At 71.5% G+C, this 25,248-nt stretch carries 23 protein-coding genes; 11 read left to right on the top strand and 12 right to left on the bottom strand.

Annotated features, from left to right (window positions below; translation table 11 throughout):
* The first annotated feature begins 178 nt into the window (after window positions 1–178).
* The 4 genes from ACZ4A5_RS05680 to ACZ4A5_RS05695 all read left to right on the top strand — a co-directional run bounded on the left by ACZ4A5_RS05680 (window position 179) and on the right by ACZ4A5_RS05695 (window position 3,498).
* Window positions 179–1,648 (top strand): CehA/McbA family metallohydrolase, encoded by a 1,470-nt coding sequence (locus ACZ4A5_RS05680; protein WP_467578751.1) that lies wholly within the window; start codon window positions 179–181, stop codon window positions 1,646–1,648.
* 112 nt (window positions 1,649–1,760) lie between these two features.
* Window positions 1,761–1,994: a hypothetical protein gene (locus ACZ4A5_RS05685; RefSeq protein ID WP_467578753.1), complete on the top strand. Its 234-nt coding sequence runs from the start codon at window positions 1,761–1,763 to the stop codon at window positions 1,992–1,994.
* A 171-nt stretch (window positions 1,995–2,165) separates the two neighbouring features.
* Window positions 2,166–2,606 carry a MarR family transcriptional regulator gene (locus ACZ4A5_RS05690; RefSeq protein WP_467578755.1) on the top strand — a complete coding sequence of 147 codons (441 nt, stop codon included), beginning with the start codon at window positions 2,166–2,168 and terminating at the stop codon, window positions 2,604–2,606.
* A gap of 67 nt (window positions 2,607–2,673) precedes the next feature.
* On the top strand, window positions 2,674–3,498 hold the full coding sequence (locus tag ACZ4A5_RS05695) for an arylamine N-acetyltransferase family protein (protein ID WP_467578757.1): 825 nt from the start codon (window positions 2,674–2,676) through the stop codon (window positions 3,496–3,498).
* A gap of 74 nt (window positions 3,499–3,572) precedes the next feature.
* Here ACZ4A5_RS05695 and ACZ4A5_RS05700 read toward each other — a convergent pair whose 3' ends face one another.
* Window positions 3,573–4,424, bottom strand: a complete 852-nt coding sequence (locus tag ACZ4A5_RS05700; protein WP_467578759.1) for an oxidoreductase — start codon at window positions 4,422–4,424, stop codon at window positions 3,573–3,575.
* Window positions 4,425–4,629: 205 nt separating this feature from the next.
* Between ACZ4A5_RS05700 and ACZ4A5_RS05705 the strand changes: the two genes are divergently transcribed.
* On the top strand, window positions 4,630–5,502 hold the full coding sequence (locus ACZ4A5_RS05705; RefSeq protein ID WP_467578761.1) for a helix-turn-helix transcriptional regulator: 873 nt from the start codon (window positions 4,630–4,632) through the stop codon (window positions 5,500–5,502).
* Between the two features lie 196 nt (window positions 5,503–5,698).
* Here the strand turns inward: ACZ4A5_RS05705 and ACZ4A5_RS05710 are convergent, their stop codons facing one another.
* The 3 genes from ACZ4A5_RS05710 to ACZ4A5_RS05720 are packed head-to-tail and all read right to left on the bottom strand — an operon-like array spanning window position 5,699 to window position 6,818.
* Window positions 5,699–5,989 carry a hypothetical protein gene (locus ACZ4A5_RS05710; RefSeq protein ID WP_467578763.1) on the bottom strand — a complete coding sequence of 97 codons (291 nt, stop codon included), beginning with the start codon at window positions 5,987–5,989 and terminating at the stop codon, window positions 5,699–5,701.
* Between the two features lie 2 nt (window positions 5,990–5,991).
* Complete coding sequence (locus tag ACZ4A5_RS05715) at window positions 5,992–6,252, bottom strand: hypothetical protein (RefSeq protein WP_467578765.1); 261 nt, start codon at window positions 6,250–6,252, stop codon at window positions 5,992–5,994.
* 5 nt (window positions 6,253–6,257) lie between these two features.
* A complete protein-coding gene (locus ACZ4A5_RS05720; RefSeq protein WP_467578767.1) occupies window positions 6,258–6,818 on the bottom strand; it encodes a DUF5994 family protein in 561 nt (186 codons plus the stop codon).
* Between the two features lie 306 nt (window positions 6,819–7,124).
* Between ACZ4A5_RS05720 and ACZ4A5_RS05725 the strand changes: the two genes are divergently transcribed.
* Window positions 7,125–7,601 carry a DUF5994 family protein gene (locus tag ACZ4A5_RS05725; RefSeq protein ID WP_467578769.1) on the top strand — a complete coding sequence of 159 codons (477 nt, stop codon included), beginning with the start codon at window positions 7,125–7,127 and terminating at the stop codon, window positions 7,599–7,601.
* 24 nt (window positions 7,602–7,625) lie between these two features.
* Here ACZ4A5_RS05725 and ACZ4A5_RS05730 read toward each other — a convergent pair whose 3' ends face one another.
* Together ACZ4A5_RS05730 and ACZ4A5_RS05735 are read right to left on the bottom strand one after the other, a co-directional pair.
* Window positions 7,626–8,048 (bottom strand): YjbQ family protein, encoded by a 423-nt coding sequence (locus ACZ4A5_RS05730; RefSeq protein ID WP_467578771.1) that lies wholly within the window; start codon window positions 8,046–8,048, stop codon window positions 7,626–7,628.
* Between the two features lie 319 nt (window positions 8,049–8,367).
* Complete coding sequence (locus ACZ4A5_RS05735) at window positions 8,368–9,006, bottom strand: DUF6415 family natural product biosynthesis protein (protein WP_467578773.1); 639 nt, start codon at window positions 9,004–9,006, stop codon at window positions 8,368–8,370.
* A gap of 281 nt (window positions 9,007–9,287) precedes the next feature.
* Here ACZ4A5_RS05735 and ACZ4A5_RS05740 point away from each other — a divergent pair, with 281 nt between their 5' ends.
* The 4 genes from ACZ4A5_RS05740 to efeB all read left to right on the top strand — a co-directional run bounded on the left by ACZ4A5_RS05740 (window position 9,288) and on the right by efeB (window position 13,923).
* A complete protein-coding gene (locus ACZ4A5_RS05740; RefSeq protein WP_467578775.1) occupies window positions 9,288–10,157 on the top strand; it encodes a helix-turn-helix domain-containing protein in 870 nt (289 codons plus the stop codon).
* Window positions 10,147–10,380 carry a DUF397 domain-containing protein gene (locus ACZ4A5_RS05745; protein WP_467578777.1) on the top strand — a complete coding sequence of 78 codons (234 nt, stop codon included), beginning with the start codon at window positions 10,147–10,149 and terminating at the stop codon, window positions 10,378–10,380. Before ACZ4A5_RS05740 ends, ACZ4A5_RS05745 begins: the two co-directional genes overlap by 11 nt.
* A gap of 201 nt (window positions 10,381–10,581) precedes the next feature.
* Window positions 10,582–12,609: an iron uptake transporter permease EfeU gene (gene efeU / locus ACZ4A5_RS05750; protein ID WP_467578779.1), complete on the top strand. Its 2,028-nt coding sequence runs from the start codon at window positions 10,582–10,584 to the stop codon at window positions 12,607–12,609.
* A gap of 39 nt (window positions 12,610–12,648) precedes the next feature.
* Window positions 12,649–13,923, top strand: coding sequence for an iron uptake transporter deferrochelatase/peroxidase subunit (gene efeB, locus ACZ4A5_RS05755; protein ID WP_467578781.1), 1,275 nt, complete (start codon window positions 12,649–12,651; stop codon window positions 13,921–13,923).
* A gap of 94 nt (window positions 13,924–14,017) precedes the next feature.
* On the opposite strand, the gene ACZ4A5_RS05760 is transcribed toward efeB, so the two are convergent.
* The 6 genes from ACZ4A5_RS05760 to ACZ4A5_RS05785 all read right to left on the bottom strand — a co-directional run bounded on the left by ACZ4A5_RS05760 (window position 14,018) and on the right by ACZ4A5_RS05785 (window position 22,160).
* On the bottom strand, window positions 14,018–15,571 hold the full coding sequence (locus tag ACZ4A5_RS05760; protein WP_467578783.1) for an APC family permease: 1,554 nt from the start codon (window positions 15,569–15,571) through the stop codon (window positions 14,018–14,020).
* A gap of 246 nt (window positions 15,572–15,817) precedes the next feature.
* The gene (locus tag ACZ4A5_RS05765) at window positions 15,818–17,575 is read right to left on the bottom strand and encodes an N-acyl-D-amino-acid deacylase family protein (RefSeq protein ID WP_467578786.1); all 1,758 of its coding nucleotides are present in this window, start codon (window positions 17,573–17,575) and stop codon (window positions 15,818–15,820) included.
* A gap of 360 nt (window positions 17,576–17,935) precedes the next feature.
* A complete protein-coding gene (locus ACZ4A5_RS05770; protein WP_467578788.1) occupies window positions 17,936–19,057 on the bottom strand; it encodes an LLM class flavin-dependent oxidoreductase in 1,122 nt (373 codons plus the stop codon).
* A 113-nt stretch (window positions 19,058–19,170) separates the two neighbouring features.
* On the bottom strand, window positions 19,171–19,950 hold the full coding sequence (locus ACZ4A5_RS05775; RefSeq protein WP_467578790.1) for an SDR family NAD(P)-dependent oxidoreductase: 780 nt from the start codon (window positions 19,948–19,950) through the stop codon (window positions 19,171–19,173).
* A 13-nt stretch (window positions 19,951–19,963) separates the two neighbouring features.
* Window positions 19,964–20,875, bottom strand: a complete 912-nt coding sequence (locus ACZ4A5_RS05780; RefSeq protein WP_467579127.1) for a TIGR03619 family F420-dependent LLM class oxidoreductase — start codon at window positions 20,873–20,875, stop codon at window positions 19,964–19,966.
* A gap of 67 nt (window positions 20,876–20,942) precedes the next feature.
* Window positions 20,943–22,160 carry an amidohydrolase family protein gene (locus tag ACZ4A5_RS05785; protein ID WP_467578792.1) on the bottom strand — a complete coding sequence of 406 codons (1,218 nt, stop codon included), beginning with the start codon at window positions 22,158–22,160 and terminating at the stop codon, window positions 20,943–20,945.
* A gap of 154 nt (window positions 22,161–22,314) precedes the next feature.
* On the opposite strand from ACZ4A5_RS05785, the gene afsR reads away from it, so the two are divergent.
* Window positions 22,315–25,248 (top strand): SARP-family global regulator AfsR, encoded by a 2,934-nt coding sequence (afsR, locus tag ACZ4A5_RS05790; protein ID WP_467578794.1) that lies wholly within the window; start codon window positions 22,315–22,317, stop codon window positions 25,246–25,248.

Raw genomic sequence — 25,248 nt, forward strand, 5'->3', positions numbered from 1 at the left:
ATGCGACTGTCGTAATCCCGCCTTACCCGTACGGCCCTCCCGGGGCCCGGCGAATCCACCCCGGACCGCCCGGGACCGCCCGCGGACCGCAATCCACCCGCCCGCGCCCGTTCCCCCGCGCGCCACCCGGGCGTACAACGGTGTCCCTGGCGGCCCTCCCTTCCAGCCGGAGGCACAGATGCGCAGACGTGAACTGCTGAGGATCACCGCGGGCGCCGCCGGCGCGCTTACGCTCGAAGGCGTGACGTTCGCCCACGCCGACGCGCGGACCGGCGGCGAGGAGTCCCGCAAGGTCACCGGCCGGCTGCCGACCGGTGCGCCGGACTACGTCTATCTCCCGGTGGAGGTGCCGGACGGCGTCCGGGAGCTGGCCGTGTCCTACACCTACGACCGGCCGTCCGTCCCGCCCGGCACCCAGGGCAACGCCTGTGACATCGGCATCTTCGACGAGCGCGGCACGGAGCTGGGCGGGCGCGGCTTCCGGGGCTGGTCGGGCGGGGCGCGCACGGAGTTCGCGATCAGCGCCGAGCGTGCGACGCCCGGCTATCTCGCGGGTCCCGTGCGGGCCGGCACCTGGCATGTGGTCCTCGGGCCCTACACGGTCGCGCCGCAGGGCCTGGCGTATGAGGTGACGGTGACCCTCCGCTACGGCCCGGCGGGCCGTACGCCGGCCCCGGTGCACCCGCCGCAGCGGGCGAAGGGGCGGGGGCGCGCGTGGTACCGCGGCGACAACCACCTGCACAGCGTCCACTCCGACGGCAAGCGCACCCCCGCCGAGATCGCGGCCGCGGCGCGCGCCGCCGGGCTGGACTGGATCACGACGACCGAGCACAACACGACGTCCGCGCACGGCGCGTGGGAGGGGCTGTGGGGTGACGACCTGCTGATCCTCACCGGCGAGGAGATCACCACGCGCAACGGCCACGTGGTCGCCCTCGGCACCGACCCCGGCGTCTTCCTCGACTGGCGCTACCGCGCCCGGGACCACGCCTTCGGCCGCTTCGCGCGCGCCATCCACCGGGCGGGCGGCCTGGTCGTCCCCGCCCATCCGCACGCGACGTGCGTCGGCTGCGGCTGGAAGTTCGGCTTCGCCGACGCCGACGCGGTGGAGGTGTGGAACGGCCCGTTCACCCCGGACGACGAGATCGCGATCGCCGAGTGGGACAACACCCTCGTCGCCTCCGTGCGCCAGGGCGGACCCTGGCTGCCCGCCATGGGCAACAGCGACGCCCACCGCGAGCCGCAGGTCGTCGGCCTGCCGCAGACGGTCGTGCTCGCCGACGACCTCTCCCGCGCCGCGCTCCAGGAGGCCATCCGCTCCGGCCGCAGCTGGATCGCGGAATCCTCGGCGGTGAAGCTGTCGTTCACGGCGACGGGCGACCGGGGCGCGCACGCGGGCATCGGTGAACGGCTGCGCGTGGACGCCGGTTCGCCGGTCGCCGTGCGGCTGGAGGTGACGGGCGCCCCGGGCTGCACGGCGCACTTCGTGACGGACCAGGGGCAGCTCTTCACCGCGCCCGTCCCGGCGGACGGCCGCGTCGAGTGGCGTACGACGCCGTCGTACGCGGCGTACGTGCGGGCCGAGGTCCGGCACGCGTCGGGGGCCATGGCGGCGATGACGAACCCCGTCTTCCTGGGCCACGAGTGATGCGGCTAGCAGGGGGACCCTTACGGGGCGTTGCCCCGGCCGGAGCGCCCCGCGCCCCCGAAGATGGGCGGAGCCGCCTGTGGCTCACCCGTCGACGAGAAGAAGGCGTTCCATGCGTGCTCACATCCGTAAGCCTGTCATCGCTGGTGTCCTGACCGCCGGGGCACTGCTCGGGAGCGCGGGTGCCGCTGCCGCCCACGACGGCTCCCCCGCCCGCGACTGGGGCGCGAGCGGGATGGTCTCGGGCCAGAACCTCCAGATCCTCAGCGGCCTCCCGCACGCGTGCGACGCCGGCCTCGACGGGCCGGCCTTCCTCCACACGGCGGCGAGCTGCGTGCGGAGCTAGCTGTATTGCCCTGTCCGGATGCGACGAGACCCGGCGCCCCTTCGAGGGGTGCCGGGTCTCTCGCGTGATCGGCGGCCGACGCCTCCTGACAGCCGGCGCTTGACCTCAAGTTTGATTCAGGTTCTACGTTTTCCTCACCAGCCAAGATCGACAGATGGTGAGGGCAGGACCATGGAGTACTCGCACAGCGACGCCGAGCTGGTCAACCAGCCGATCGGCTACTGGGCCACCGCCGCCGGGCGGGCCGTGGTGGGGAACATCCGGGGCGGGCTCGCGCAGTACGGGATATCGCAGCCGCAGTGGTGGGTGCTCAACCGGAATGGACAGACCCGCGAGGAGGCCACGTCCGTGCTGCTCCACTACGTCATGCCGGGCGACGACCTCGACGCCGAGATCGACGGCCTGCTCGACCGGGGGCTGATCACGCTCGGCGCGGAGAACCGCATCACCCTGACCGGCGAGGGCGAAAGGGTGCTGGCCCTGTGCGCGGCCTGGCAGAAGGACGCGCGGGAGCGCACCCACGACGGCATCACGGACGAGGAGTACGTCAGCGCCCTCAAGGTCCTCCAGCGAATGATCCACAACGTGGGCGGCAAGGCTTGGCACCATTAGGCAGTGGCCGGGCGCGGTTCCAGCGAACGACGCGACGGCATCACGATGATCTAGGGAGACCCTCCGCATGTGGAACGGCGACGCACTCGACCTCGACGCCTATCTGGCCCACCTCGGCCACGAAGGGGACCGCTCCCCCACCCTGGCGACGCTGCGCGCGCTGCACCGGGCGCACGTCCTCTCGGTGCGCTGGGAGAACGTCGAGGCGGTGCTGCGCAAGAGCCGCTCGCTCGACCTCGAGTCGGTCCAGGCCAGACTGATCGGCAGCCCGCTCGGCGGCACGTGCTTCGAGCACGTCACCCTCTACGCGGCGGCCCTGGAGCGCCTCGGATTCCGCTTCTTCGCGGTCCAGGGCCGGGTCCAGCTGGGCGCGACCACCATCAGGCCCGCGACGCACGCCATGGTGATCGTGGAACTGGAAGGCAGGCGCTGGCTCAGCGACATCGGCTTCGGGGGGAGCCCGCTGGAGCCCATCGAACTGACCGACGCGACGGACACGACGGACGGCGTATGGGCGTACCGGCTGCGCCGCGAGGAGGTCACGCCGGGCGCCGACGGGTGGGCGCTCCACCAGCCGACGAGCGAGGGCGACGGCTGGATGGTCCGGCACACGTTCACGCTCGACCCGCAGTATCCGGCCGACTTGCGGGTGACGAACCACTACGGCGCGAGCAGCCCGCAATCCCCTTTCAGCAACCGCCTCGTGGCGCAGCGCCTCCACCCGGACCGCCTGCACATGCTCGACAACCTCACCCTGACCACGACGAGGCCGGGCGCCCGCCCGGAGACGCGGGAGCTGGAGCCGCGCGAGGTGCCGAAGGTGCTGGCGGATGTCTTCGGGATCGAGCTGCCGACGGGGGATGCGGAGCTGTTGCTGAGCAAGTTGGGCTGATGTGCGGTCAGTTCAGCCTTAGGTGACGGCGGCCGCCGCCGAGGCCCCGCGCCGGGGCCCGACGGCGCGTGGCGTCAGGCGGACCGGCTGACGTCGTCGTAGTCGGTGGAGGCCGACAGTTCGGCCCATGCCAGCATGTCGCGCTCGAAGGCGTCGCGTCCGGCCTGGACGTACCGGAGCGCGTCGGTGCCGAGCAGCAGGCGGGCCGGCGGCCGCTCGGCCGCCACGATGCGCAGCACGGCGGCCGCGGCCTTGTCCGGGTCGCCCGGCTGCTGCCCCCGGCCCTGGATGCGCCGGGCGCGCAGCGGCTCGAACAGCTCGTCGTAGTCGGCGATCGCACGGGGCGCGCGGACCATCGAGCGGCCGGACCAGTCGGTGCGGAAACTGCCCGGCTCCAGGGCCGTGACATGGACGCCGAGAGCGGCGACCTCCTTGCCGAGCGTTTCGAGGATGCCCTCCAGCGCGAACTTGCTGCCGTGGTAGAAGCTGAGGCCCGGCATGGTGGTCAGCCCGCCCATCGAGGTGACGCCGATGATGTGGCCCGAGCGGCGCTTCCGCATGTGCGGCAGCACGGCCTTGATCACCGCCACGGTTCCGTGGACGTTCACCTCGAACTGGCGGCGGAGGTCGTCCATCGACGACTCCTCGAAGAGGCCCTCATGGCCGTAGCCGGCATTGGCGACGAGGACGTCGACCGGGCCCAGGTCGCGCTCGGCCTCCGCCACGACCGTGCCCACCGCGTCATGGTCGGTCACGTCCAGGACGCGGGCGTGCGCGTCGCCGGCGAGCGCCGCGAAGGCCCGTGCGTCGGCGGGCGTGCGCACCGTGCCCACCACCCGGTGGCCCGCGGCCAGCGCGCCGCACGCGAACGCGCGGCCCAGGCCGGTGCTGACGCCGGTGATCAGAAATGTCTTGGTGTCCGACACAGGAGTTCCCTTCGTACGGTGCGAACGGAGGCCGGCCGGGGCGGTTGGGCCCCGGCCGGGCTCGACGCGTTCCACTTCAGCACCGGAATCGGCCGCCGACGGGGTTCAAGGGGGTCCGCTTCGCCCCGGGGACAGCCGGACCGGGGGACTGCCAGTCCCCCCTTCGCCGGGCGTCGGGGCGATCTTTGGCCCTATCGTGAACGGCATGGACCGCAACACAGCACTCGGTGAGTTCCTCCGCTCCCGGCGGGCACGGATCACCCCGCGCCAGGCGGGCCTGCCCGACGACGGGGGCTCCCGGCGGGTGCCGGGACTGCGCCGCGAAGAGGTCGCGCAGTTGGCGGGCGTGAGCGTCGACTACTACATACGCCTGGAGCGCGGACGCCCGCTGAACGTCTCCGAGACCGTGCTGGACGCCGTCTCCCGCGCGCTGCGCCTCGATCCCGTCGAACGCACCCACCTCTTCCAGCTCGCCAGGCCCGCCGCGAGCCGCCCCCGCCGCGCGGCGACGCGTCCGCAGCCGGTCCGCCCGGGCCTGCGCGACCTGCTCCGGATCCTGGAGCACACCCCCGCCCTGGTGCTGGGGCGGCGGCTGGACGTACTCGCGTCCAACCGGATGGCACGCGCGCTGCTCACCGACTTCGACGCGCTGCCGCACCGCGAGCGGAATCTGGTGCGGTTCATGTTCCGCGACGAGACCGCGCGCTCGCTGTACACCCACTGGGAGACCCACGCCCAGGACATCGTCGCCTCGCTCCGGCGCGACGCCGGACGCCATCCCCACGATCCGCTGCTGGCCGAACTCGTCGGCGAACTCTCCATCGCCGACGAGGACTTCCGCCGCTGGTGGGCCGATCAGAACGTGCACCGCCACACGCACGGCAGCAAACACTTCCACCACCCGGTCGCGGGCCCGCTCACCCTCAATTACGAGTCCCTCACCCTGCCCGCCGACCCGGATCAGCGGCTGAGTGTCTACACGGCCGAGGCAGGCTCCAGTTCGGAAGAGGCGCTTCGGCTATTGGGGGCGTGGGTTCGGCAGCCGGAGAATGCGTATGGGGAGCACGCGGATCTTTAGGAGAGGCGCGGGACACGGGGCGAGGGGAGGTCGCGGCGTCCGCCGGCTGGGGCCCTGCTCCTGTTCACGGCAGCCTGGCAGGGGGAGGAGCCTCCTTCACGCCGGGTGAGGCCGGGGAAGTCCAAGTAGCGATTCACCGATGCCCCTCGGGCCGCTGACCTGGTGGTTTGTGCAGGGCATGCCCTGCACGGGCTGTTCAGACGTCGCCGTGCTGTGGGTGGTCGGCAGCCGAAACCCGGCTGGTCGCCAGCCAGGATCGCGCGGGTTCGGCGGGATGCGTGGTGTCCACGGTGAGGTGGAGCCGGGTACCGCCTTCGCGGCCGGCCGGGTAGCTGCGTTGTTCGGTGGAATCGAAGCAGTGCCGGAGGACTTCCGCGACGCGGCGGGCGGTCTCGGGGGACGCGGCGACGACGCGAATGTCGGCGCACCCCGCCGGGGGCACCGGATCCGCTGGGGCAGGAGTGGGCGTGGTGTGTGCGGACGTCATGTTCACCTCCTCCGTCCGGAGAAGATCCGGCGGCGTTCGCGATCCCCGTGCGGTTGCTCGCGGCGGTTACGGGCGAGGAGGGGGCCGGCGGGGTCGATGGCCGACCGGGGGCGCTTCCGGCTTCTGCTGTCGCGCCACGGCAGGACACCGCTGTAGTGGAAGCTCGCGATCCGTTCGTCGTGCTGGGCGTTGAGCCGGTGGATCAGGAGGGCTCCCGCAGTGATCAGGCCCAGGATCACGACCAGGGTGACGGCGATCTCCACTGCCTTCACATCCCTCGGGCGGAGCGCGGAGGCCCGGTCGGGTTCCCGGCCGGTGGTGGCGCGGTCCCGCCCTCGGTCTCCCATTCCTCTTCGCGGTCCCGTGACTCCGCCGCGTCGTCGGCCGCTCGCTCGTCCTCCATCAGCCTGCTCGCGGTGAGGAGGCCTCCGGGGGTGGCCGCGGCGGACATCAGTCTGGCGGCCGCGGCCGGGTCGGTCTCCGGCGGGATGATCAGCAGGTCCAGGCGGTCCGCGGTGCAGGAGAACACAAGGAGCTTGTGGGGGTCCTGCTCATTGGCGAACCACCCCACGTGCACCGTGTGTCCGGTGACGGGAACCTTGCGCGGGATCACGGGCCAGAAGGCCGGATTCACCGTGACGCGGGCGACCCGCCCCCAGGAGGGGTCCAGCCTCTCCGCCAGTGCGGGGAGCTCGCGGGAGAGGTCACGCGAGCGAGGCCACCAGGAGCCGTCCAGGAGCCCCGGCGCCGTTCCTGACGTCAGGGACAGGCGAGCGGGCGGCGAGGGGGCATGCTCCTCGGTGGGCGTAGGGTCGATGGTCACGGCCATGATGCAACCTGCCCCCGGGCTCGTCGTCGGCCCGGCATTGCGACTCGCCAGGAACGACACCCGCGTGGAGGCCGGTGTACGAAGCGTTCCCGGTTTCTTCACCCTACTCCGGCAGACGGCCCACAGGCCCCGCGCGACCGGGCAATCTTGCGGGAGCACGGGCGTACGACGGCGGCCCTGCGGGCGACCCCGCCGCCGGCCCGCGGAGTACGGTGGGTTTACTGCGAGCGCTTCACCCGGTGCTCTCGGCACATTGCCGGACGACGAGCGAATGCGCCGGAACTCTCGGAGACAGGCGAGCACACCATGGCCACGTCCGATACCCCACGCCTTCCCGGGCTTCTGCCGGATGCGATTCACCACGCCGTGAGACCTGGGACGGCACTCCTGCGGCTGGAGACGACACAAGAGCGCGGGGGCGTCCTGGACGGCGCGTGGTGGCCGCGCTCCCGCGACATCCACGCCGAGCTTCCCGGTCTGATCACCGCCCTGACCGAGCACCTCGGGCCCATCATGCGCGTGGGCCTGGACGGGAGTGCCTGGGAGGAGCTCCCGGCGCGGCTGACCGTCGACGACCGGGTTGTGCACATCGACTCCTTTCCTGTCAGTGACGACACGGTCCTCATCAGCCGGGGCGACAACGATCACTTCGCCCTGCTGGTGGTCCCGCCCGACGCGGCACCCGACGCGGCGCGGGCCGCAATGGCCAGAGCCGTACGGGCCGACAATGTCACCCAGGCCGAACAGATCCTCATCGACACCGGCAGCACTCCGCGGCCCTGAACGCCCGGGCAGCGCGGCGTACGGTCAGCCGAGGAAGGACAACCGGACCTTTCGGTCGGCGGTGTCCCGCCCGGTGGTCACCAGAACGACGGACTGCGAGCTCCCCAGCTCCAGCTCACCGCCGACCACCGGCAGCGTGGCGTGCGGCGGGACCAGGGCCGGGAGCATGTGATCGCGGCCGGGGCCCGCGCCGCCGTGGCGGTCCCGCCAGCGGTCGTCCGCGCGAAGAACCTCACGGAGGGCCGCCAGCAGGTCGTTGTCACTGCCGGCCCCGGTCTCGATGAGAGCCAGGCCGGACGTCGCGTGCGGGGTGAAGACGTTCAGCAGTCCGTCTCTCCCGTGAGCGACCTCCCGGAGGAACGCGGAGCACGCGTTCGTCAGGTCGTGCATGGTTTCGGCGGAGCCGGTTGTCACGTGGACAGTGCGGGTGGTGAAGGTACCAGTCATGGTTCACCAGTACCCGCTGGACAGGAGCAGCGCTGACGGCTGGGCGGGTTGTTTCCGCCGGACTCCGATCACCGAAGCCGCCCCCGGCGTCCTGCCGCGAGCCGCCACGTGGTGGGAGATCACCCAGGCCGGGGTGATGTGCCCCTGTTCTGCCTGGTGGGATCGCCTCCCACCGGCTATGGACGCCGCCGTCGAGGTCGCCGAGCGTCATCGCGCAGCTGGGCGGCGCGGACTCCGCCCGCGGCGCCATCGTCGGCCGAGCTGCGCAGCCAGCTCGCCGCCCACCGCACGGCCCGCCCCGTCGCGGACTCCCTCGACCTCACTGCGCAGCCCACCCACGATCTTCCCTTTGCGCCAGGGTTCGTTGTCCTGGAGCCCGTCGGAGGCGAGCATCAGCCAGTTCTTCTACGGCACCGTGCGCGGCGGTTCGGTGGGTGGCGAGGCGGGTGTTCGCCTCGCGCATGCCGAGCCAGTCTTTCCGCACCTCCAACTGGTGGCGCAGCTCGACGAGTTCGAGGCAGGTGGGGCAGGTCTCGGACGGGGCGAGGACGATGACGCCGGGGCCTGACGAGCCGGCCACGGCGACGAGGCCGCGGCGCAGGCGGCGCTGCTCGTGACGGAGGGCTTCGGCGGCTCGGCCCAGGCTTCTGACGCAGGCGATCGCGGATACGTATCCGTCACCGGGGCCGAGCCGCAGCCGGTAGCGGGCTTCCCGCACGACGACGAGGGCTTCCAGCCGCACGGGGTCTCCGACGGGGCGAGCGCTCGCGGCGGTCTCGACGTCGTCGGCGGTCGCGGTGATGAAGCGGCGGAGGCAAGCGGTGAGCCAGGTCAGTCGGCCGGGGGGTGCGAGGAGTCGTTGCATGGCGTTGGCTTCGCGGATCACGTCATCGATGACGGTTTCGTCGGGTGGGGTGAGCCCTCCGCCGAGGTGGCTGGTGTGGGGGAACGGAGGCATGGGGGAGCTCCTAGGGCAGGTGTGCGGGGGCGACAGCCGGGCGCGCCGGGCGCACTGATTACGTTCCTCCAGCTCCGAGTTGCCTTTCAACTTAGAGGCATGAACTCCTTGAAATTGGCATATGACAAACCCTGGAGATCGCTTGCTCAAGGGGCTACAGGGGGTGGGAAACTCCCAACTGGGGTGCACTGAGGGGCAACAGAGGCGCGCTGAGGGCCAACAGGGTCGCGTCGAGGGCATACAGAGGCACGTCGGCGGGCACAGCATCAGGAGGGCTCAGAGTGGCAGCACGACGCGGTCCGACGTTCCGTCGGAGAGAGCTGGGCAAGGAGCTTCGGCGACTGCGGGAGAAGAAGGGGATCGGGACGAAGGAGGCCGCCGCAGCCATCGAGAGCTCGGAGTCCAAACTCAACAGGGTTGAATCCGGTCACAACCAGCTACCGCGCGTCCGCGACCTGGAAGACCTGCTGGACCTGTACAACGTCACGGAGCGCGCCGCCCGCGAGCACTTGCTGATGCTGCACCGCGACTCACTCAGCGCGGACTGGTACCGGCCCTACCAGAACTTCATGCCGTCGGGGCAGCCGCTTTACGCGGGCCTGGAGTCCGATGCCGCCGCGATGCGGGCGTGGCACTCACAGCTCGTCTTCGGACTCTTGCAGACCGAGAACTACACCCGGTCCCTGTTCATGACGGCGAAGCCGGTGGACGAAAGGACGACCGAGTTCGTCGAGGAGAGCGTGGCCCTCCGCATGAAGCGAAAGTCGATCATCCACAGGGACGACCCGACTGAACTACGAGTAATCCTCGACGAAGCCGCTCTCCGCCGGATGGTCGGCGGAACGGATGTCATGCGTGAACAGTACGAGGAGATCGAAAGAGTGGCCGCACTCGATCACGTGACCGTCCAGATCCTTCCGCAGAACCTGCCCGCTTATCGGGCGCTTGCGAATTTCGTCATTCTGGACTTCGACGCAGGGCTCGACCCAGTCGTCATGGAAGAAGGCGCCTCGGTCATGACGGTGTCCGACAAGCCCCGCGAGGTCTGGAAGCACGCCCGGAAGTTCGACGCGATGCGGGAAAGTGCGCTGGCCCCGGCCATGACAGCGGAGTTCCTCCACCGACTGGCGAGAGAGATCGATGACAACTGACACCCGCGCGAAGGCACTCGACGTAGCTGCCGAGGCATTCTGGTTCAAGTCTTCCTACAGCGGCGACAACGGGGGCGGCGGCTGCGTATCGATCGCCACGCTTCCCCAGAACGTCGCCATACGCGACTCCAAACAACACAACGGCCCCACCACACTCGTCCCCACAGCCACCTGGGCCACCTTCATACACAGCCTCCGCACCGGCCGGCTGGGCAATCCCTGACCGGAATCGATCACCCACGTCCATTACCCATTCGTCAAGCGGATTACCAGACCCAAACTATTTATTGACCGCAACCAGGACATCCACCCCCGCACCCCCCACTAAGGTTTGGCTTCGCTAACCAAAGTGCCACCGCGGACGCGACTCGCGCCGCCGCCCCGGCCGAGAGACCAGCCGGCGTCGTGCCGGGGAGGACGCCCTATGTGGGACGACGCGTTTCCCAGTTTTCTGATCGGGCTGAGGGAAGGGCTCGAAGCCGGGCTCATCGTCTCCGTGCTCGTCGCCACACTCGTGCGGGCGGACGCCAAATCGCGGCTGCCGCAGGTGTGGACGGGAGTCCTGGGCGCGATAGCCCTCTCGCTCAGCTTCGGCGCGGTGCTCACCTTCACCGCCGCCACGCTTTCCGCCACCGCGCAGGAAGCCTTCGGCGGCACGCTCAGCGTGATCGCCGTCGCCTTCGTCACCGCGATGGTCTTCTGGATGCGGCGCTCCGCCCGCAATCTCTCCGGGGAGATCCGGGAGAAGGTCACCAGCGCGCTCGCCATGGGCACGGGGATGCTGATCATCACCTCGTTCCTGGCCGTCGGCCGCGAGGGGCTGGAGACGGCGCTGTTCCTGTGGACGACGGCGCGCGCGGCCGGTGAGTCCGCCGGGCCGATGGCCGGGGCGGGTGCCGGGCTCGTCATCGCGGCAGTGCTCTGCTGGGGGCTCTACCGGCGCGTACTGAAGATCAACCTCACGAAGTTCTTCACCGCCACCGGCATCGTCCTCATCGTCATCGCGGCAGGCGTGCTCGGATACGGCCTGCGGGATCTCCAGGAGGGCGGCGTGCTGCCGGGGCAGAGCGCGTTCGCGTTCGACCTGAGCCGGAGCATCGACGCGAGCTCCTGGTACGGCACGCTCTTGCAGGGCGTCTTCAACCTGACGCCGTCCATGACCTGGTTGCAGGTGATCGCCTACGTCGCCTACCTGGCCGTGGTGATGACCCTCTTCGTACGCGGCGTACGCACGACGGCCCCCAAGACGGCAACCCCGAAGGCCGAGAAGGCCGAGAAGGCCGAGAAGGTGCCCGGCAGCCGGCCCGCCTGGGTCGTCCCCGCCGCCGTCGTGGCCGTGCCCGCCGTCGTCGCCGGTGCCGTCGTCGCGTTCAGCGGCTCGAAGCCCGCGGGCGACCAGACCGTCGCCGTCTCCGAGAAGGACTGCGGCAAGGGCTTCACCGCCCCCGAACCGGGCCGCCGGACCTTCCAGATGCACAACACCGGCGACAAGGTCTCCGAGGTCTATCTCGTCGAGCCCGCGACCAACGCCGTCCACGGCGAGATCGAGGGCCTGGCGCCGGGCACCACCCGCGAGCTGGTCGCCACCGTCGGCGGCGGGGAGTACGCCTGGCGCTGCGTCCCCACCGGCGGCAGGACGGTCACCTCCACGCCCGTGCGCGTCGACGGCGCGGCCGCCAAGGCCGTCGTGCCGGTCTCCGAGAAGGACCTGGCCGCGCCGCTCGGCACGTACAAGGACTACGTGAACAAGGGCCTGGCCACCCTCACCGAGCAGACGGGCAAGCTCGACCAGGACATCGAGAGCGGCGACCTCGACGCCGCCCGCGAGGACTGGCTCACCGCCCACCTCTCGTACTCCTCCCTCGGCGCGGCCTACGGCACCTTCCAGGACTTCGACAAGAAGATCAACGGGCGGACGGCCGGGCTCCCGGACGGCGTCAAGGACAAGGACTTCTCCGGCTTCCACCGGATCGAGTACGGCCTGTGGCACGGGCAGTCGGCCGACGATCTGCGCGGCCCGGCGCAGCAGCTCGCGAAGGACGCCGACGGCCTGCGGAAGGCGTTCCCCACCCAGGACTTCGACCCCGGTGACCTGCCACTGCGCGCCCACGAGATCCTGGAGAACACGCTCCAGTTCGAGCTGACCGGCGACTCCGACCAGGGCAGCGGCACGAACCTCGCCACCGCAGACGCCAACCTCGCGGGCACCCGCGAACTCCTCGACGTGCTGCGCCCGCTGCTCACCGCCCGGGACACCAGGCTGCTGCCCACGGTCGACGCCGACATCGACCGCGTGCAGAAGCTGCTCGACGGCGCGCACCACGACGACCGGTGGACGCCGGTCGACAAGCTCGACGCGGGCACCCGTGCCCGGCTCGACGGGGCGACGGGGCAGTTGCTGGAGGATCTCGCCCCGGTCCCCGACCTCCTCGAGATCCGCAAGGCCGGCTGAACCGTGCCCACCGCCGACCGCCCCGAAGGGAACCCGAACATGACCGCCGACTCCGCCTGCCCGCAGGGTGGCTTCTCCACCGGCCGCCGCGGCTTCGTCAAGACGGCGCTGGGCACGGGCGCGGCCGGGGTCGCCCTCGCCGGTGGCGGCTTCGCGCTCGGCCAGACCGTCGGCGCGCAGCCGGCGCGGGCGGCCGGCAGCGAGGCGCCGGGGAAGACGGAGTTCCACGGCGTGCACCAGGCGGGCATCACCACCCCGCAGCCCGCGGCCGCCGCCTTCATATCGTTCGACGTGATCGGCGAGAACCGCAAGGACCTCGCCGAGCTGTTCAGGACGATCACCGAGCGGGCCCGCTTCCTGACAGCGGGCGGCGCGCCCGCCGACCTCGGCGTCGGCGCACCGCCCTCGGACAGCGGGATCCTCGGCCCGACCGTCCCCGCCGACGATCTCACCGTCACCCTCGGCGTCGGGGCGTCCCTCTTCGACGGGCGCTTCGGGCTCGCCGGTGCCAAGCCGCGCCGCCTCACGCCGATGCGCACCTTCCCCAACGACAACCTGCGCGCGGCCGAGTGCCACGGCGACCTCTCCCTCCAGATCTGCGCGGCCCGGCAGGACGTCGTGCTGCACGCCTTGCGCGACATCGCCCGGCACACGCGTGGCGCGATGCAGGTCAAGTGGCGTATCGACGGCTTCCAGAGCACGCCGCGCCCGACCGGCGCGCAGCGCAACCTGCTCGGCTTCAAGGACGGCATCGCCAATCCGGACACGGACTCGTCGCGCGAGATGAGCCGCCTGGTGTGGGTGACGGAGCGGCTCGGGGAGCCCTCCTGGGCCGTGGGCGGCAGCTATCAGGTGATCCGCGTCATCCGGATGCTGGTGGAGTTCTGGGACCGCGTCTCGCTCACCGAGCAGGAGAAGATGTTCGGCCGCCGCAAGGACACGGGCGCGCCGCTGGACGGGGCGAAGGAGACCGACAGCCCCAACTACGCCAAGGACCCCAAGGGCGAGGCCATTCCGCTCACCGCCCACATCCGCATGGCCAACCCCCGTACGGCGAAGACCGACGACTCCCGCCTCCTGCGGCGCGGCTACAACTACGACCGGGGCATCGACGCCGTCGGCAACCTCGACATGGGCCTGGTCTTCTGCGCCTACCAGCAGGACGTACGGCGGCAGTTCGAGGCCACGCAGGAGCGGCTGATCGACGAACCGCTCGTCGACTACATCTCGCCGACCGGCGGCGGCTACTTCTTCGCGCTGCCCGGCGTCAGGGACTCCCACGACTGGCTGGGGCGGACGCTGCTGGGCGGCTGAGGCGGCGGCGTCGGCTCGGGCATCGGCATCGGCATCGGCATCGGCATCGGCATCGGCCGAGGATTCGGCTCAGGCTTCGGCTGAAACGACGCCGTCAGTCCTCCATCACCAGCGCCGGGGTCGACCGCGTCAGCACCTCGCCGCGGAAGAACGCCGGGCTCCGGCGCCGCATCAGCAGCATCAGCACCACCCCGAGCAGCAGCAGGCCCACGCCGATCACGAACACCGACCCCACGCCCATGACCGAACTGCCGCTGCCGTACGCGGGGTTCCACATGTCGTACAGCGTCTTGCCGAACACGGCCGCCAGCAGCACCCCGCCCAGCAGGGGGAAGACGCCCTTGAAGAGCGCGTCGCGCACCGAGCGGCCGAGCTCGCCGCGGAAGTACCAGGCGCAGGCGAAGGCCGTGATCGAGTAGTAGAAGCAGATCATGAGGCCGAGGGCGTAGATGGTGTCGATGAGGACGTTCTCGCTGAGGAAGCTCATGACGGCGTAGAAGACGCCGGTGGCGACGCCTGCGGCGACGGTCGCGCGGCCCGGTGACTTGAAGCGCGGGTGGACGCGCGCGAAGGACGGCGGGAGGGCCTGGTAGGTGCTCATGGCCAGCACCGTGCGGGCCACCGGCAGGAAGGTCGTCTGAAGGCTGGCGGCCGCCGAGGCGAGCACCGCCACGAAGAGCAGCACGCCCAGCACCGTGCCGAGCACGGGGTCGGCCAGGGCGGCGAAGACGTTGTCGGCGGTGCCGGGGTTGCCCAGGCCCGTGCCCTCGGTGCCCACGCCGGCGAACATCTGGGCGGCGACGGCGGTCAGCAGATACGAGCCGACGAGCACGACCATGGAGATCAGCGCGGCCCGGCCCGGGGTCTTCGCGCTGCCCTGGGTCTCCTCGTTGACCGTGAGACACGCGTCCCAGCCCCAGAACATGAAGATCGAGAGCGAGAGCCCGGCGGTGAAGGCCGCGAAGGACCGCACGGCGAAGGGGTCGAGCCAGCTCCAGGAGAAGTCGACGGAGCCGGGCAGGCCGCCGGTGCGGGCCTTGACGAGCGCCATGGCCACGAAGACGGCGAGCACGGCGAGTTGGAGGCCGACGAGCGCGTACTGCACGCCCTTGGTGGCGGTCATCCCGCGATAGCTGACGGCGGTCGCGACGGCGATGAAGGCCAGGCACGTCAGGACGTGCACGGGGCGGTTGCCGTCCAGGCCGGCGACGTGATCGCTGCCGGTGATCTGACCGAGGAGGAGATAGAAGAAGGAGGTCGCGACGCCCGCGAGGTTGGACAGCACGATGATCGTCGCGATGACCAGGCCCCAGCCGCACATCCAGCCGACCCGGGGCCCGAACGCCTGCACCGTCCAGGTGAAGGACGTGCCGCAGTCGGGCACGGCCTTGTTGAGCTCGCGGTAGGCGAAGGCGACCAGCAGCATCGGCAGGAAGCCGGCGAGGAAGACGGCGGGCATCTGCACGCCGACCTGCCCGACGGTAGGGCCGAGCGTCGAGGTCAGACAGTAGACGGGGGCGACCGTGGAGACCCCGATGACGGCGCTGCCGAGCAGCCCGACGGAGTTCCCGCTGAGGCCCTTGGCGCGCCGGTCGCCGACGCTCGTTACCGTGTCTCCGGCCCTGGGCCGGGGGGCTGTCTGCACCATGAACAGGACGTTAAGGGCTGCTGTTTCCGCAACCGGAGCCTCGCAGTCCAGACGGAACCCCTTGAATATGGGCCGCTGCAACGGCAGTTGACCTGGCTTTGAAAGGCATCCCGCCACTTACGCCAAGTAACACCCAGGAGTAACCCCTCACCCATCACCCTGCGATAACCGCAGCCCCGCACCTTTTGCCCCGTTTCAAAAATTTCCCGCGCCGGGCCGGGGCAGGCACGCGTACCGGCCACGCGCTCAGCCCTTCGTGGCCACCGTCTCCGTGTCCCGCCCCGACCGCAGCACCCTCCCGGGCACCTTCCCCGTCACCACGTCGTGCCGCACGGTCTCCACGCCGTTGACCCGTACGCTCACCACGCCCACCGCCCGCGCGTCCAGCCTCGGCCCGTCGCCGGGCAGGTCGTGGACGAGCGTGGCGGGGCCCGCGTCGACGCGCTCGGGGTCGAAGAGGACGAGGTCGGCGCACCAGCCTTCCGCGATCCTCCCCCGGCCCCGGAGCCCGAAGAGCCGCGCGGGGTCGTCACTCAGCATCCGTACGGCCGCCGGAAGCGGCACCAGCTTGCGGCCGCGCAGGCAGTCGCCGAGGAAGCGCGTGGTGTACGGCGCCCCGCACATGCGGTCCAGGTGCGCGCCCGCGTCCGAGCCGCCGAGCAGCACGTCCTCGTGCTCCCAGGTGCGGCGGCGCAGCTCCCAGCTGGCGGGGTCGTCGTCGGTGGGCATGGGCCACAGGACCGTACGCAGCCCGTCGGCCGCGCAGATCTCCACCAGGCAGGCGAACGGCTCCAGGCCGCGCTCGGCGGCGATGTCGCGGACGACGCGGCCGGTGAGGCCGTCGTTCTCCCGCGCGTACGTGTCCCCGATGACGTAGCGCCCGAAGTCGGCCAGCCGCCGGAACACTCCCGCCTCCTCGCTCCGCGCCCGGCGCAGCAGCTCCGCCCGTACGTCCGGCTTGCGCAGCTCGGCGATGCGGCGCGGCACCGGGAGGGCGAGGACCTCCCCCCAGCCGGGCAGCAGGTTGAGCGCGCAGAAGGTGCCGAGGGACATGTTCATCGGCGCGAGGACCGGCATCGTGAGCGCGACGATCCGGCCCCCCACCGCCCGGGCCCGCTCACTCGCCCCGAGCTGCCGGGGCACGCGGGCGGGAACGGCGGCGTCGATGGTGAGGACGTTCCAGTTCAGCGGCCGCCCGGCGGTGGCCGTGAGCTCCACCAGGAGATCGGTCTCGGCGTCCGAGAAGCGGTCGAGACAGCCGGTGACGATGGCCTCCAGCTGAGTGCCCTCGTGCTCCCCGACGGCCCGCGCGAGCGCGATCAGCTCCTCCGGCCGCGCGTGCCGCGAGGCGACGGGCCTGCCGTCGCCGTCGGAGTGGGTGGTCGACTGCGTCGTGGACAGCCCCCAGGCGCCGGCGTCCATCGCGTCGTGGAGGACCGCCGTCATCCGCGCCAACTGCCCGGCATCGGGCACCCCGCCCACGGCCCCGGGGCCCATCACATAGCGGCGCAGCGCGCAATGCCCCAGCATGAAACCGGCGTTGACCGCGATCCGCCCCTCCAGCGCGCCCAGATAGTCCCCGAACGACGACCAGCTCCAGGGCGCGCCCTGTTCGAGCGCGGTGAGCGACATGCCCTCCACCTTGCTCATCATCCGCCGCGTGTAGTCGGCGTCCTCGGGGCACGCCGGATTGAGCGGCGCGAGCGTGAAGCCGCAGTTTCCGCCGACGACGGTGGTCACGCCGTGGCTCATGGACGGCGTGGCGTACGGGTCCCAGAACAGCTGTGCGTCGTAGTGCGTGTGGGGGTCGACGAACCCTGGGCTGAGCATCAGCCCGCTCGCGTCCTCTTCCGTCCTGGCGCGCTCGCCTATACGTCCGGCAAGTGCCCGTCCTGGACGGCCGATTGTCGCTATACGGCCGTCTTTTATTCCTACGTCCGCGACGTAGGGGGCGCTTCCTGTGCCGTCTATGACCGTGGCGCGGCGGATGAGATGGTCGAGCATGGTCGGTCACCTCTGTCTCTGACGGATGGATGACGTGGCCGCTTGCGGCGCGCCGTTCTACCCGGCCCAGCCCCTGGCCCACCCTGACCGGGGCTGCGCACCCCAGGCCCCCGGCTGCGGGCCGGTTACCGCCTGCGGCGGGAGCGGCCTGCGGCCGCGTCCTCAATCTCCCCCAGCTACCTCCCCCAGACTCCGTCCGGGGGTGCCCCCAGAGGTGCCCCCAACGGGCTGAAAAGAACGGCGTGCCCCACAGCCCTGAACGTATCCCCCGGCACCCACCACAACCAAAGCCCGGCCGGCGATTGAGGCCACACGAACCGCAACCAGCAACAGACCCGCACCCAGCAACGGCGAACAGCCCTAAACCCCCCGCCGCAGACGCGCAGTCCGATGCACAGGATCCACATCAATCTTCGGAATCACATGCTCCCCGATCAACCGAAGCGTCCGCAAAGCCCCCTCCCGAGGCACCCCGATCGGCAAGCCGAAGGCAAGCTGATCAGCCCCCGCCTGCTCCCACCTCTTGCACTGGCGGAACACCTCGTCAGGATCCCCGCAGATCATCAACTCCTCGGCGATCAGCAGCTCGATGATCTCCGACGTGTACTCCGGCAGCAGCTCAGGCCACTGAGGAATCCCCTCAGGACGAGGAAACGTGTCGTGATAGCGGAAGAGCAACGACTGAAGGTAATGCAGCCCACCGCTGACCGCCGTGGCCACAGCCTCCTCGTGCGTCTCGGCGCAGATCGCCGTCGACGTCACCATCACGTTGTCGTTGACGAAGGCCCCCACCGGCTTCGCGTCCTTGATGGCGTTCTTGTAGGAGTCGACGACCCACTCCATGTCGGAGACCTTCTGCACGCTGAAACCCAGGACGCCGAGGCCCTTCCGGGCGGCCATGGCGTAGGAGGAGGGGGAACCGGCCGCGTACCACATCGCCGGATGCCCGGGGCCGTACGGCTTGGGGAGGATCTTCCGCGGCGGCAGCGACCAGTGCTTGCCCTGGAAGCCGGGGTATTCGTCCTGGAGCCACATCCGGGGGAATTCGGCGATCGTCTCCTCCCAGATCTCCTTGGTGTGGTCCATGTCGGTCACGCCGGGGAGAAAGCCCAGGATCTCGTGGCTTCCCGCGCCGCGCCCGGTGCCGAACTCGAAGCGCCCGCCGGAGAGATGGTCGAGCATGGCCGCCTTCTCGGCGACCTTGACGGGGTGATTGACCTGGGGCAGCGGATTGAAGATCCCGGAGCCGAGGTGGATGCGTTCGGTGGCGTGCGCGAGATAGCCGAGGAAGACGTCATTGGCGGAGAGGTGCGAATACTCGTCGAGGAAGTGGTGCTCGGACGCCCAGGCGTATTTGAAGCCGGACCGGTCCGCCTGGATGACGTACTCGGTCTCTTCCAGCAGCGCGTGATGCTCGGCCTCGGGGTCGGTCCGCTGCCTGCTGGCGGGAACGTAACCCTGCACAAAGATCCCGAATTCCACGGAGGTTCACCGTCCCTAGATTTCTGACGCACCGTCAGATGCACGACTGTGGCATCGGCTCCAGGGAGCGTCAAGGGATCGTGTGGGCGGCGCCCTGGCCAGCAGAACACGGGTCAGGAGAACAGCCGTGTCCCCGCCAGCCACCCGCCGTCCACGACGAACGGCTGGCCGGTGACGTACGAGGAGGCGTCGGAGGTCAGGAACAGCACCATGCGGGCCACCTCCGCCGGCCGCCCGATCCGCCCCATCGGCACGACCTTGCGGTAGAAATCTCCGTCCCCGGCCCCGGCGTCCGCCGCCGTGCCGCGCAGGCCCGGGTTGGTCATCGGGGTGTCGACGCCGCCGGGGCAGACGGCGTTGACGCGGATGCCGTCGGCGGCGAGTTCGAGCGCCGCGACGCGGGTCATGGCCACGACTGCGGCCTTGCTCGCGGCATAGGAGGCGACGTACGGCAGCCCGGCCAGCGCGGCGAACGAGGCGGTGTTGACGATCGTCCCGCCGCCCGCCGCCACGAGCTCGGGGATCGCGGCGCGCATGCCGAGGAACGTACCGAGCTGGTTGACGCGGAAGACCTCTAGGAACTCCCGCTCCGGCGTGTTCACCAGCTCGTTGAAGCGGAGGATCCCGGCGTTGTTGACGAGCCCGTCGAGCTTCCCGAAGGTGTCCTTGGCGGCGGCGACGGCCGCGCCCCACCCGGCTGCCTCGGAGACGTCGAGGTGGACGTAGACGGCCCTGTCCCGGCCGATCTCCCCGGCGACGGCACGCCCCGCGTCGTCCAGCAGGTCGGCGAGGACGACCCGCGCGCCCTCGGCGGCGAGGAGGCGGGCCTCCTCGGCCCCTTGACCGCGGGCGGCGCCCGTGACGAGCACGACCCGGCCGTTCAGTTGGGACATGGGCGTACGCCTCTCACTCCGCCAGCAGGGGGGCGATCCCGGACGCGAACCGTTCCATCTGCTCCAGCAGTTCAGCGGGTCCCCGGCACCGGAAGCGGACCTGGATCTGGTCCGCGCCCAGCGAGCCGTACACGCGCAGCGACTCCGCCAGTGTCCCCGGCCTGCCGGACAGCGTGCGCGGGCCGACGTCCCAGCCCGGCGTGCCGATGTAGAGCGCCTCCGTGATGGCGCCGACGGCGAACGGGCCCTCACGCCCCGCCGCGGCGCGCAGCCGGCGGAGCTCGGCGACGCGCAGGGGCAGCTGTTCCCGGGAGTCGCCCTGCGACAGCCAGCCGTCACCCCGCAGCGCGGCGCGGCGCAGGGCCGCCGGGGAGGAGCCGCCGACCCAGATCGGCGGGCGCGGTGTGCGGACGGGGCGCGGGGCCTGGCCCAGGCCGCGGAAGGCGAAGCGGGAGCCGTGGAACTCCGGGAACTCCTCCGGCCCCAGCGCCGCCTTGAGCGCGTCGACGGTCTCGTCCAGGATCGCCCCGCGCCGGTGGAAGTCCACGCCCAGCGCCCGGAACTCCTCCGGCACGTGCCCGGCGCCCACCCCCAGCACCAGGCGCCCGCCCGAGAGCCGGTCGACGGTGGCGTACTGCTTCGCCAGGGCCAGCGGGTGCCGCAGCGCGGCGACGGAGACGTGGCTGAGCAGCAGGGTCCGCTCGGTGACGGCGGCGAGGTGGGCGAGGGTCGCCACGGGGTCGTACCACATGGTGCCCATGGCGGCCGCGAGCCGCACGGGGACGGCGACGTGGTCGCAGGTGGCGAGGTAGGTGAAGCCGAGGCGGTCGGCGGCGCGGGCGATGTCACGGAGCTCGGCGGGCCCGGCCTCGACCTCCCAGGGCTCGGCGTAGAGGGTGCTCAGCGAGGTGATGGGCACCTGCATGCCGTAGGCCAGGCGCCCCGCCGGCAGCACATCGAGACCGTTCACCTGCCCTCCTCCCCGGTCGCGTTCAGCCCGCCCACAGGCCGTCCTCCGTCAGGCCCAGCAGGGAGATCGCGTTGCCCCGCACGATGGCCTCGACCACGTCCCGCCCCAGGTGCCCCATCTGCTCCCGCGCCACCTCCCGCGAGCGCGGCCAGGTCGAGTCGGAGTGCGGGTAATCCGTCTCGTAGAGGACGTTCGCCGTGCCGATCGCGTCGAGGTTGCGCAGGCCGACCGGGTCGTCGAAGAAGCAGCCGTGGACGTGCCCGGCGAAGAGTTCGGAGGGCGGGCGGTGGACCTTGTCGGCGACGCCGCCCCAGCCGCGGTTCTCGGACCACACGGCGTCCGCGCGCTCCAGGATGTACGGGATCCAGCCGATCTGCCCCTCCGCGTACATGACGCGCAGCCCGGGGAACCGCTCGAAGGCGCCCGACATCAGCCAGTCCACCATCGAGAAACAGCAGTTGGCGAAGGTGAGCGCCGAACTGACCGCGGGCGGCGCGTCGTCGGAGGTCGACGGCATGCGCGAGGAGGATCCGATGTGCATGGCGACGACGGTCCCGGTCTCCGCGCAGGCGCGCAGGAAGGGGTCCCAGGCGTCGGTGTGGACGGAGGGCAGGCCGAGATACGGCGGTATCTCCGAGAAACACACGGCCCGCACTCCGCGCGCGGCGTTGCGCCGCACCTCCTCGGCAGCGAGGTCCGCGTCCCACAACGGGACGATGGCGAGGGGGATCAGGCGTCCGCGCGCGTCCGGCCCGCACCACTCCTCGACCATCCAGTCGTTGTAGGCGCGGACGGCCAGCAGGGCGAGCCCGCGGTCCTTCGCCTCGGTGAAGGTCTGTCCGCAGAAACGCGGAAAGGTGGGGAAACAGAGCGCGGACTGGACATGGTTACGATCCATATCGGCCAAACGTTCCGGGACGTCGTAGGACCCCGGGCGCATCCGCTCGTAGGTGATGGCCTCCAGCTTGATGTCGTCCCTGGAGTATCCGACGGCGGTATCCAGCCGAGTGAGCGGACGGTGCAAATCCTCATAGACCCACCAGTCCGCCACCGGACCGTCGTCCCCGGGAGCGCCCATGACCGGCGTGAACCGGCCCCCGGTGAAGGTCATTTCCCGCACCGGCGCGCGTACGACACGTGGTCCGACGTCGCGGAACTTCGCCGGAAGCCTGTTCCGCCAGACGTGCGGGGGCTCGACCGTGTGGTCGTCCACCGAGATGATCCTGGGGAAGCTCACCATGGCTGACACGTTAGCGACGAACTGACGATCCGTCAGCAGTGTGGCGGGGCAGTCTCTTGCAGGGCTTGTGGAGAGGCCGGACCACTGCTGACGTAGAGGCCACGGACAAGGCAGACTGGCCGGTGCGACCGAGCGGGACAGGCAGGGGGTCACAATGGCCGGCGACACAGGGCACGGGCACCATCTGCGCTTCACCGTGCTCGGGCCCGTGCGGGCCCGGCGCGGCGGGGAACTGCTGCACACCGGCTCGCCCCAGCAGCGGGCGCTCCTCGCCGCCCTGCTGCTGCGCGGCGGCCGCACCGCCACCGCGCCCGAGCTGGTGGACGCGCTGTGGGGCGACGAACCCCCGCACGCCGCCCTCGCCGCGCTGCGCACGTACGCCTCCCGGCTGCGCAAGGCGTTCGGCCCCGACGCCGACGCCCTGGTCAGCGAGTCCGGCGGCTACGCGATCCGGGTGGGGCACGGCTGCCTCGACATCGACAAGGCCGAACACCTCGCCACCGAGGCCGAGAAGTCCCGCGCCGCGGGCGACCGCGCCCGCGCCCGCGAGCTGATCAACGAGGCGCTCGGGGTCTGGGACGGCGAGCCGCTGGCCGGCCTGCCCGGCCCGTACGCCGAGACCCAGCGCACCCGGCTGGAGGAGTGGCGGCTCACCCTCATCGAGACCCGCCTCGACCTCGACCTGGAGGTCGGCGCCCACGCCGAGGCCGTCTCCGAGCTCACCGCCCTCACCGCCGCCCACCCGCTGCGCGAGCGGCTGCGCGAGCTGCTGATGCTCGCCCTCTACCGCAGCGGACGGCAGGCCGAGGCGCTCGCCGTCTACGCCGACACCCGCAAGCTCCTCGCCGAGGAGCTCGGCGTCGACCCCTGCCCCGAACTCGCCGAGCTCCAGCAGCGGATCCTCCAGGCCGACGCGGACCTCACCCTGCACCTCACACCGGACGACCGGCCGCACGCGGGCCCCACCTTCATCCGGCCCGCGCAGCTCCCGGCGACCGTCTCCGACTTCACCGGCCGCACCGGCTTCGTGGACGAGCTCAGCGACCAACTGGTCACCGCCGAGGGTCGGATCATGGCGGTCTCGGCCGTCGCGGGCATCGGCGGCGTCGGCAAGACGACGCTGGCCGTGCACGTCGCGCACGCCGCCCGGCACCACTTCCCCGACGGCCAGCTCTACGTCGACCTCCAGGGGGCCGGGCCGGTGCCCGCCGAACCGGAAGCAGTCCTGGGGTCCTTCCTGCGGGCGCTGGGCATCCTGGACGCCGCGATCCCCGACGGCCTGGAGGAGCGGGCCGCGCTCTTCCGCTCCACCCTGGACGGCCGCCGTGTCCTCGCGCTGCTCGACAACGCCCGCGACGCCGCCCAGATCCGGCCGCTGCTGCCGGGCACGGAGGGCTGCGCGGCGCTGGTCACCAGCCGCTCGCGCATGGTGGACCTCGCGGGCGCCCACCTCGTCGACCTCGACGTGATGAGCCCCGAGGAGGCGCTGGTGCTCTTCACCCGCATCGTCGGGGCCGAGCGGGTCGGCGCGGAGCGCGACGCCGCGATGGACGTCGTCGCCGCCTGCGGCTTCCTGCCGCTCGCCATCCGCATCGCCGCCTCCCGGCTCGCCGCCCGCCGCACCTGGACCGTCTCCGTCCTGGCCCGCAAGCTCGCCGACGAGCGCCGCCGCCTGGACGAGCTCCGCGCCGGCGACCTCGCCGTCAAGGCCACCTTCGAGCTCGGCTACGGCCAGCTGGAGCCCGCCCAGGCCCGCGCCTTCCGCCTGCTCGGCCTCGCCGACGGCCCCGACATCTCCCTGGCCGCCGCCTCCGCCGTGCTCGACCTGGACGCCGACGCGACCGAGGAGATCCTGGAGTCGCTCGTCGACACCTCGCTCCTCGAATCCGCCGCCCCGGGCCGCTACCGCTTCCACGACCTCGTCCGCCTCTACGCGCGTGCGTGCGCCGAGCGCGACGAGCAGCCGCCTGCCGAACGCTGCGCCGCCATGTCCCGGCTGCTGGACTTCTATCTGGTCACGGCCGCCGGCGCGTACGTCCTGGAGCGCCCCGGCGAGCAGCTCCTCACCCACCTCGCGCCCACCACGCACCCCGGGCTCACCTTCGCCGACGGCGGGGCCGCAAGCGACTGGCTCTTCGCCGAGGCCGGCTGCCTGCTCGCCTGCGTGCGCCAGCAGGCGGGCGAGGGCGGCGGCACGCTGCGGCGCGCCGTCGACCTGCTGCTGGCGGCGAAGGACCTCGCCGAGTCCGGCGCCGACTCCCGGCAGTACGAGCAGGCCGCCACCGCCCTGCTGAACACGGCCCGCGCCACCGGGGACACCCTGGCGGAGGGGCGGGCCCGGACCGTGCTGGCCCACGTGGACCGCATCGCGGGCCGGTTCGCCCCCGCCGACGAGCACGCCCGGCTGGCGATCCTGCTCGGGGACGCCTGCGCGGACATCGTCCCCGTCTGCCACGCCACGAACATCCGCGGCATCATCGCCATCTACCAGCACCGCTACGACGACGCGGAGCTCTATCTGGAACAGGCCCTGGTCGCCTTCCGCGGCGACGGCAACCGCCCGGGCGAGGCGAGCGCGCTCAGCAACCTCTCGCGCGTCCTGCTCGACACCGGCCGCATCGCGCAGGGCGTGCAGATGGCGGAGCAGGCGGTCGCGCGCTACCGCGAGTTCGGCACGTCCTGGCGCATCGCCAACGGCCTCTACGCGCTGGGCGTCGCCCTCACCCACGCCGGCCGTTACGAGGAGGCGCTGAGCCGCCTCTCCGAGGCCCTGCCGATCTTCCGCGACAACCGGCAGCGGCTGTGGGAGGGCATGATCCACTACCGCATGGCGGACGCCCACCTGGGCGCCTCCCGCCCCGCCGCGGCCGCCCACCACGCGGAACAGGCCCTCAAACTCCGCAACATCGGCGGCGCCTGGCGCCGCGGCAACATCCTCACCCTCCTGGGCCGCTCCCTGGACGCCCTCGGCCAACCGGGCCGAGCCCGCGCCTGCTGGACGGAGGCCCTGGGCATGTACGAACAACTGGGCGCCTCGGAGGCGGAGGAGGTACGGGGGCTGCTGGCGGGGGTGGTGGCGGCGGCGTAG

It is taken from the genome of Streptomyces sp. NPDC025618 (assembly GCF_055558795.1).

Bases quoted from the DNA above. Each gene is read 5' to 3' on its own strand.
- ACZ4A5_RS05680 (WP_467578751.1), top strand. From the start codon at position 179: ATGCGCAGACGTGAACTGCTGAGGATCACCGCGGGCGCCGCCGGCGCG.
- ACZ4A5_RS05685 (WP_467578753.1), top strand. From the start codon at position 1,761: ATGCGTGCTCACATCCGTAAGCCTGTCATCGCTGGTGTCCTGACCGCC.
- ACZ4A5_RS05690 (WP_467578755.1), top strand. From the start codon at position 2,166: ATGGAGTACTCGCACAGCGACGCCGAGCTGGTCAACCAGCCGATCGGC.
- ACZ4A5_RS05695 (WP_467578757.1), top strand. From the start codon at position 2,674: ATGTGGAACGGCGACGCACTCGACCTCGACGCCTATCTGGCCCACCTC.
- ACZ4A5_RS05705 (WP_467578761.1), top strand. From the start codon at position 4,630: ATGGACCGCAACACAGCACTCGGTGAGTTCCTCCGCTCCCGGCGGGCA.
- ACZ4A5_RS05710 (WP_467578763.1), bottom strand. From the start codon at position 5,989: ATGACGTCCGCACACACCACGCCCACTCCTGCCCCAGCGGATCCGGTG.
- ACZ4A5_RS05720 (WP_467578767.1), bottom strand. From the start codon at position 6,818: ATGGCCGTGACCATCGACCCTACGCCCACCGAGGAGCATGCCCCCTCG.
- ACZ4A5_RS05725 (WP_467578769.1), top strand. From the start codon at position 7,125: ATGGCCACGTCCGATACCCCACGCCTTCCCGGGCTTCTGCCGGATGCG.
- ACZ4A5_RS05730 (WP_467578771.1), bottom strand. From the start codon at position 8,048: ATGACTGGTACCTTCACCACCCGCACTGTCCACGTGACAACCGGCTCC.
- ACZ4A5_RS05735 (WP_467578773.1), bottom strand. From the start codon at position 9,006: ATGCCTCCGTTCCCCCACACCAGCCACCTCGGCGGAGGGCTCACCCCA.
- ACZ4A5_RS05745 (WP_467578777.1), top strand. From the start codon at position 10,147: ATGACAACTGACACCCGCGCGAAGGCACTCGACGTAGCTGCCGAGGCA.
- efeU (WP_467578779.1), top strand. From the start codon at position 10,582: ATGTGGGACGACGCGTTTCCCAGTTTTCTGATCGGGCTGAGGGAAGGG.
- efeB (WP_467578781.1), top strand. From the start codon at position 12,649: ATGACCGCCGACTCCGCCTGCCCGCAGGGTGGCTTCTCCACCGGCCGC.
- ACZ4A5_RS05760 (WP_467578783.1), bottom strand. From the start codon at position 15,571: ATGGTGCAGACAGCCCCCCGGCCCAGGGCCGGAGACACGGTAACGAGC.
- ACZ4A5_RS05765 (WP_467578786.1), bottom strand. From the start codon at position 17,575: ATGCTCGACCATCTCATCCGCCGCGCCACGGTCATAGACGGCACAGGA.
- ACZ4A5_RS05775 (WP_467578790.1), bottom strand. From the start codon at position 19,950: ATGTCCCAACTGAACGGCCGGGTCGTGCTCGTCACGGGCGCCGCCCGC.
- ACZ4A5_RS05780 (WP_467579127.1), bottom strand. From the start codon at position 20,875: ATGCAGGTGCCCATCACCTCGCTGAGCACCCTCTACGCCGAGCCCTGG.
- ACZ4A5_RS05785 (WP_467578792.1), bottom strand. From the start codon at position 22,160: ATGGTGAGCTTCCCCAGGATCATCTCGGTGGACGACCACACGGTCGAG.
- afsR (WP_467578794.1), top strand. From the start codon at position 22,315: ATGGCCGGCGACACAGGGCACGGGCACCATCTGCGCTTCACCGTGCTC.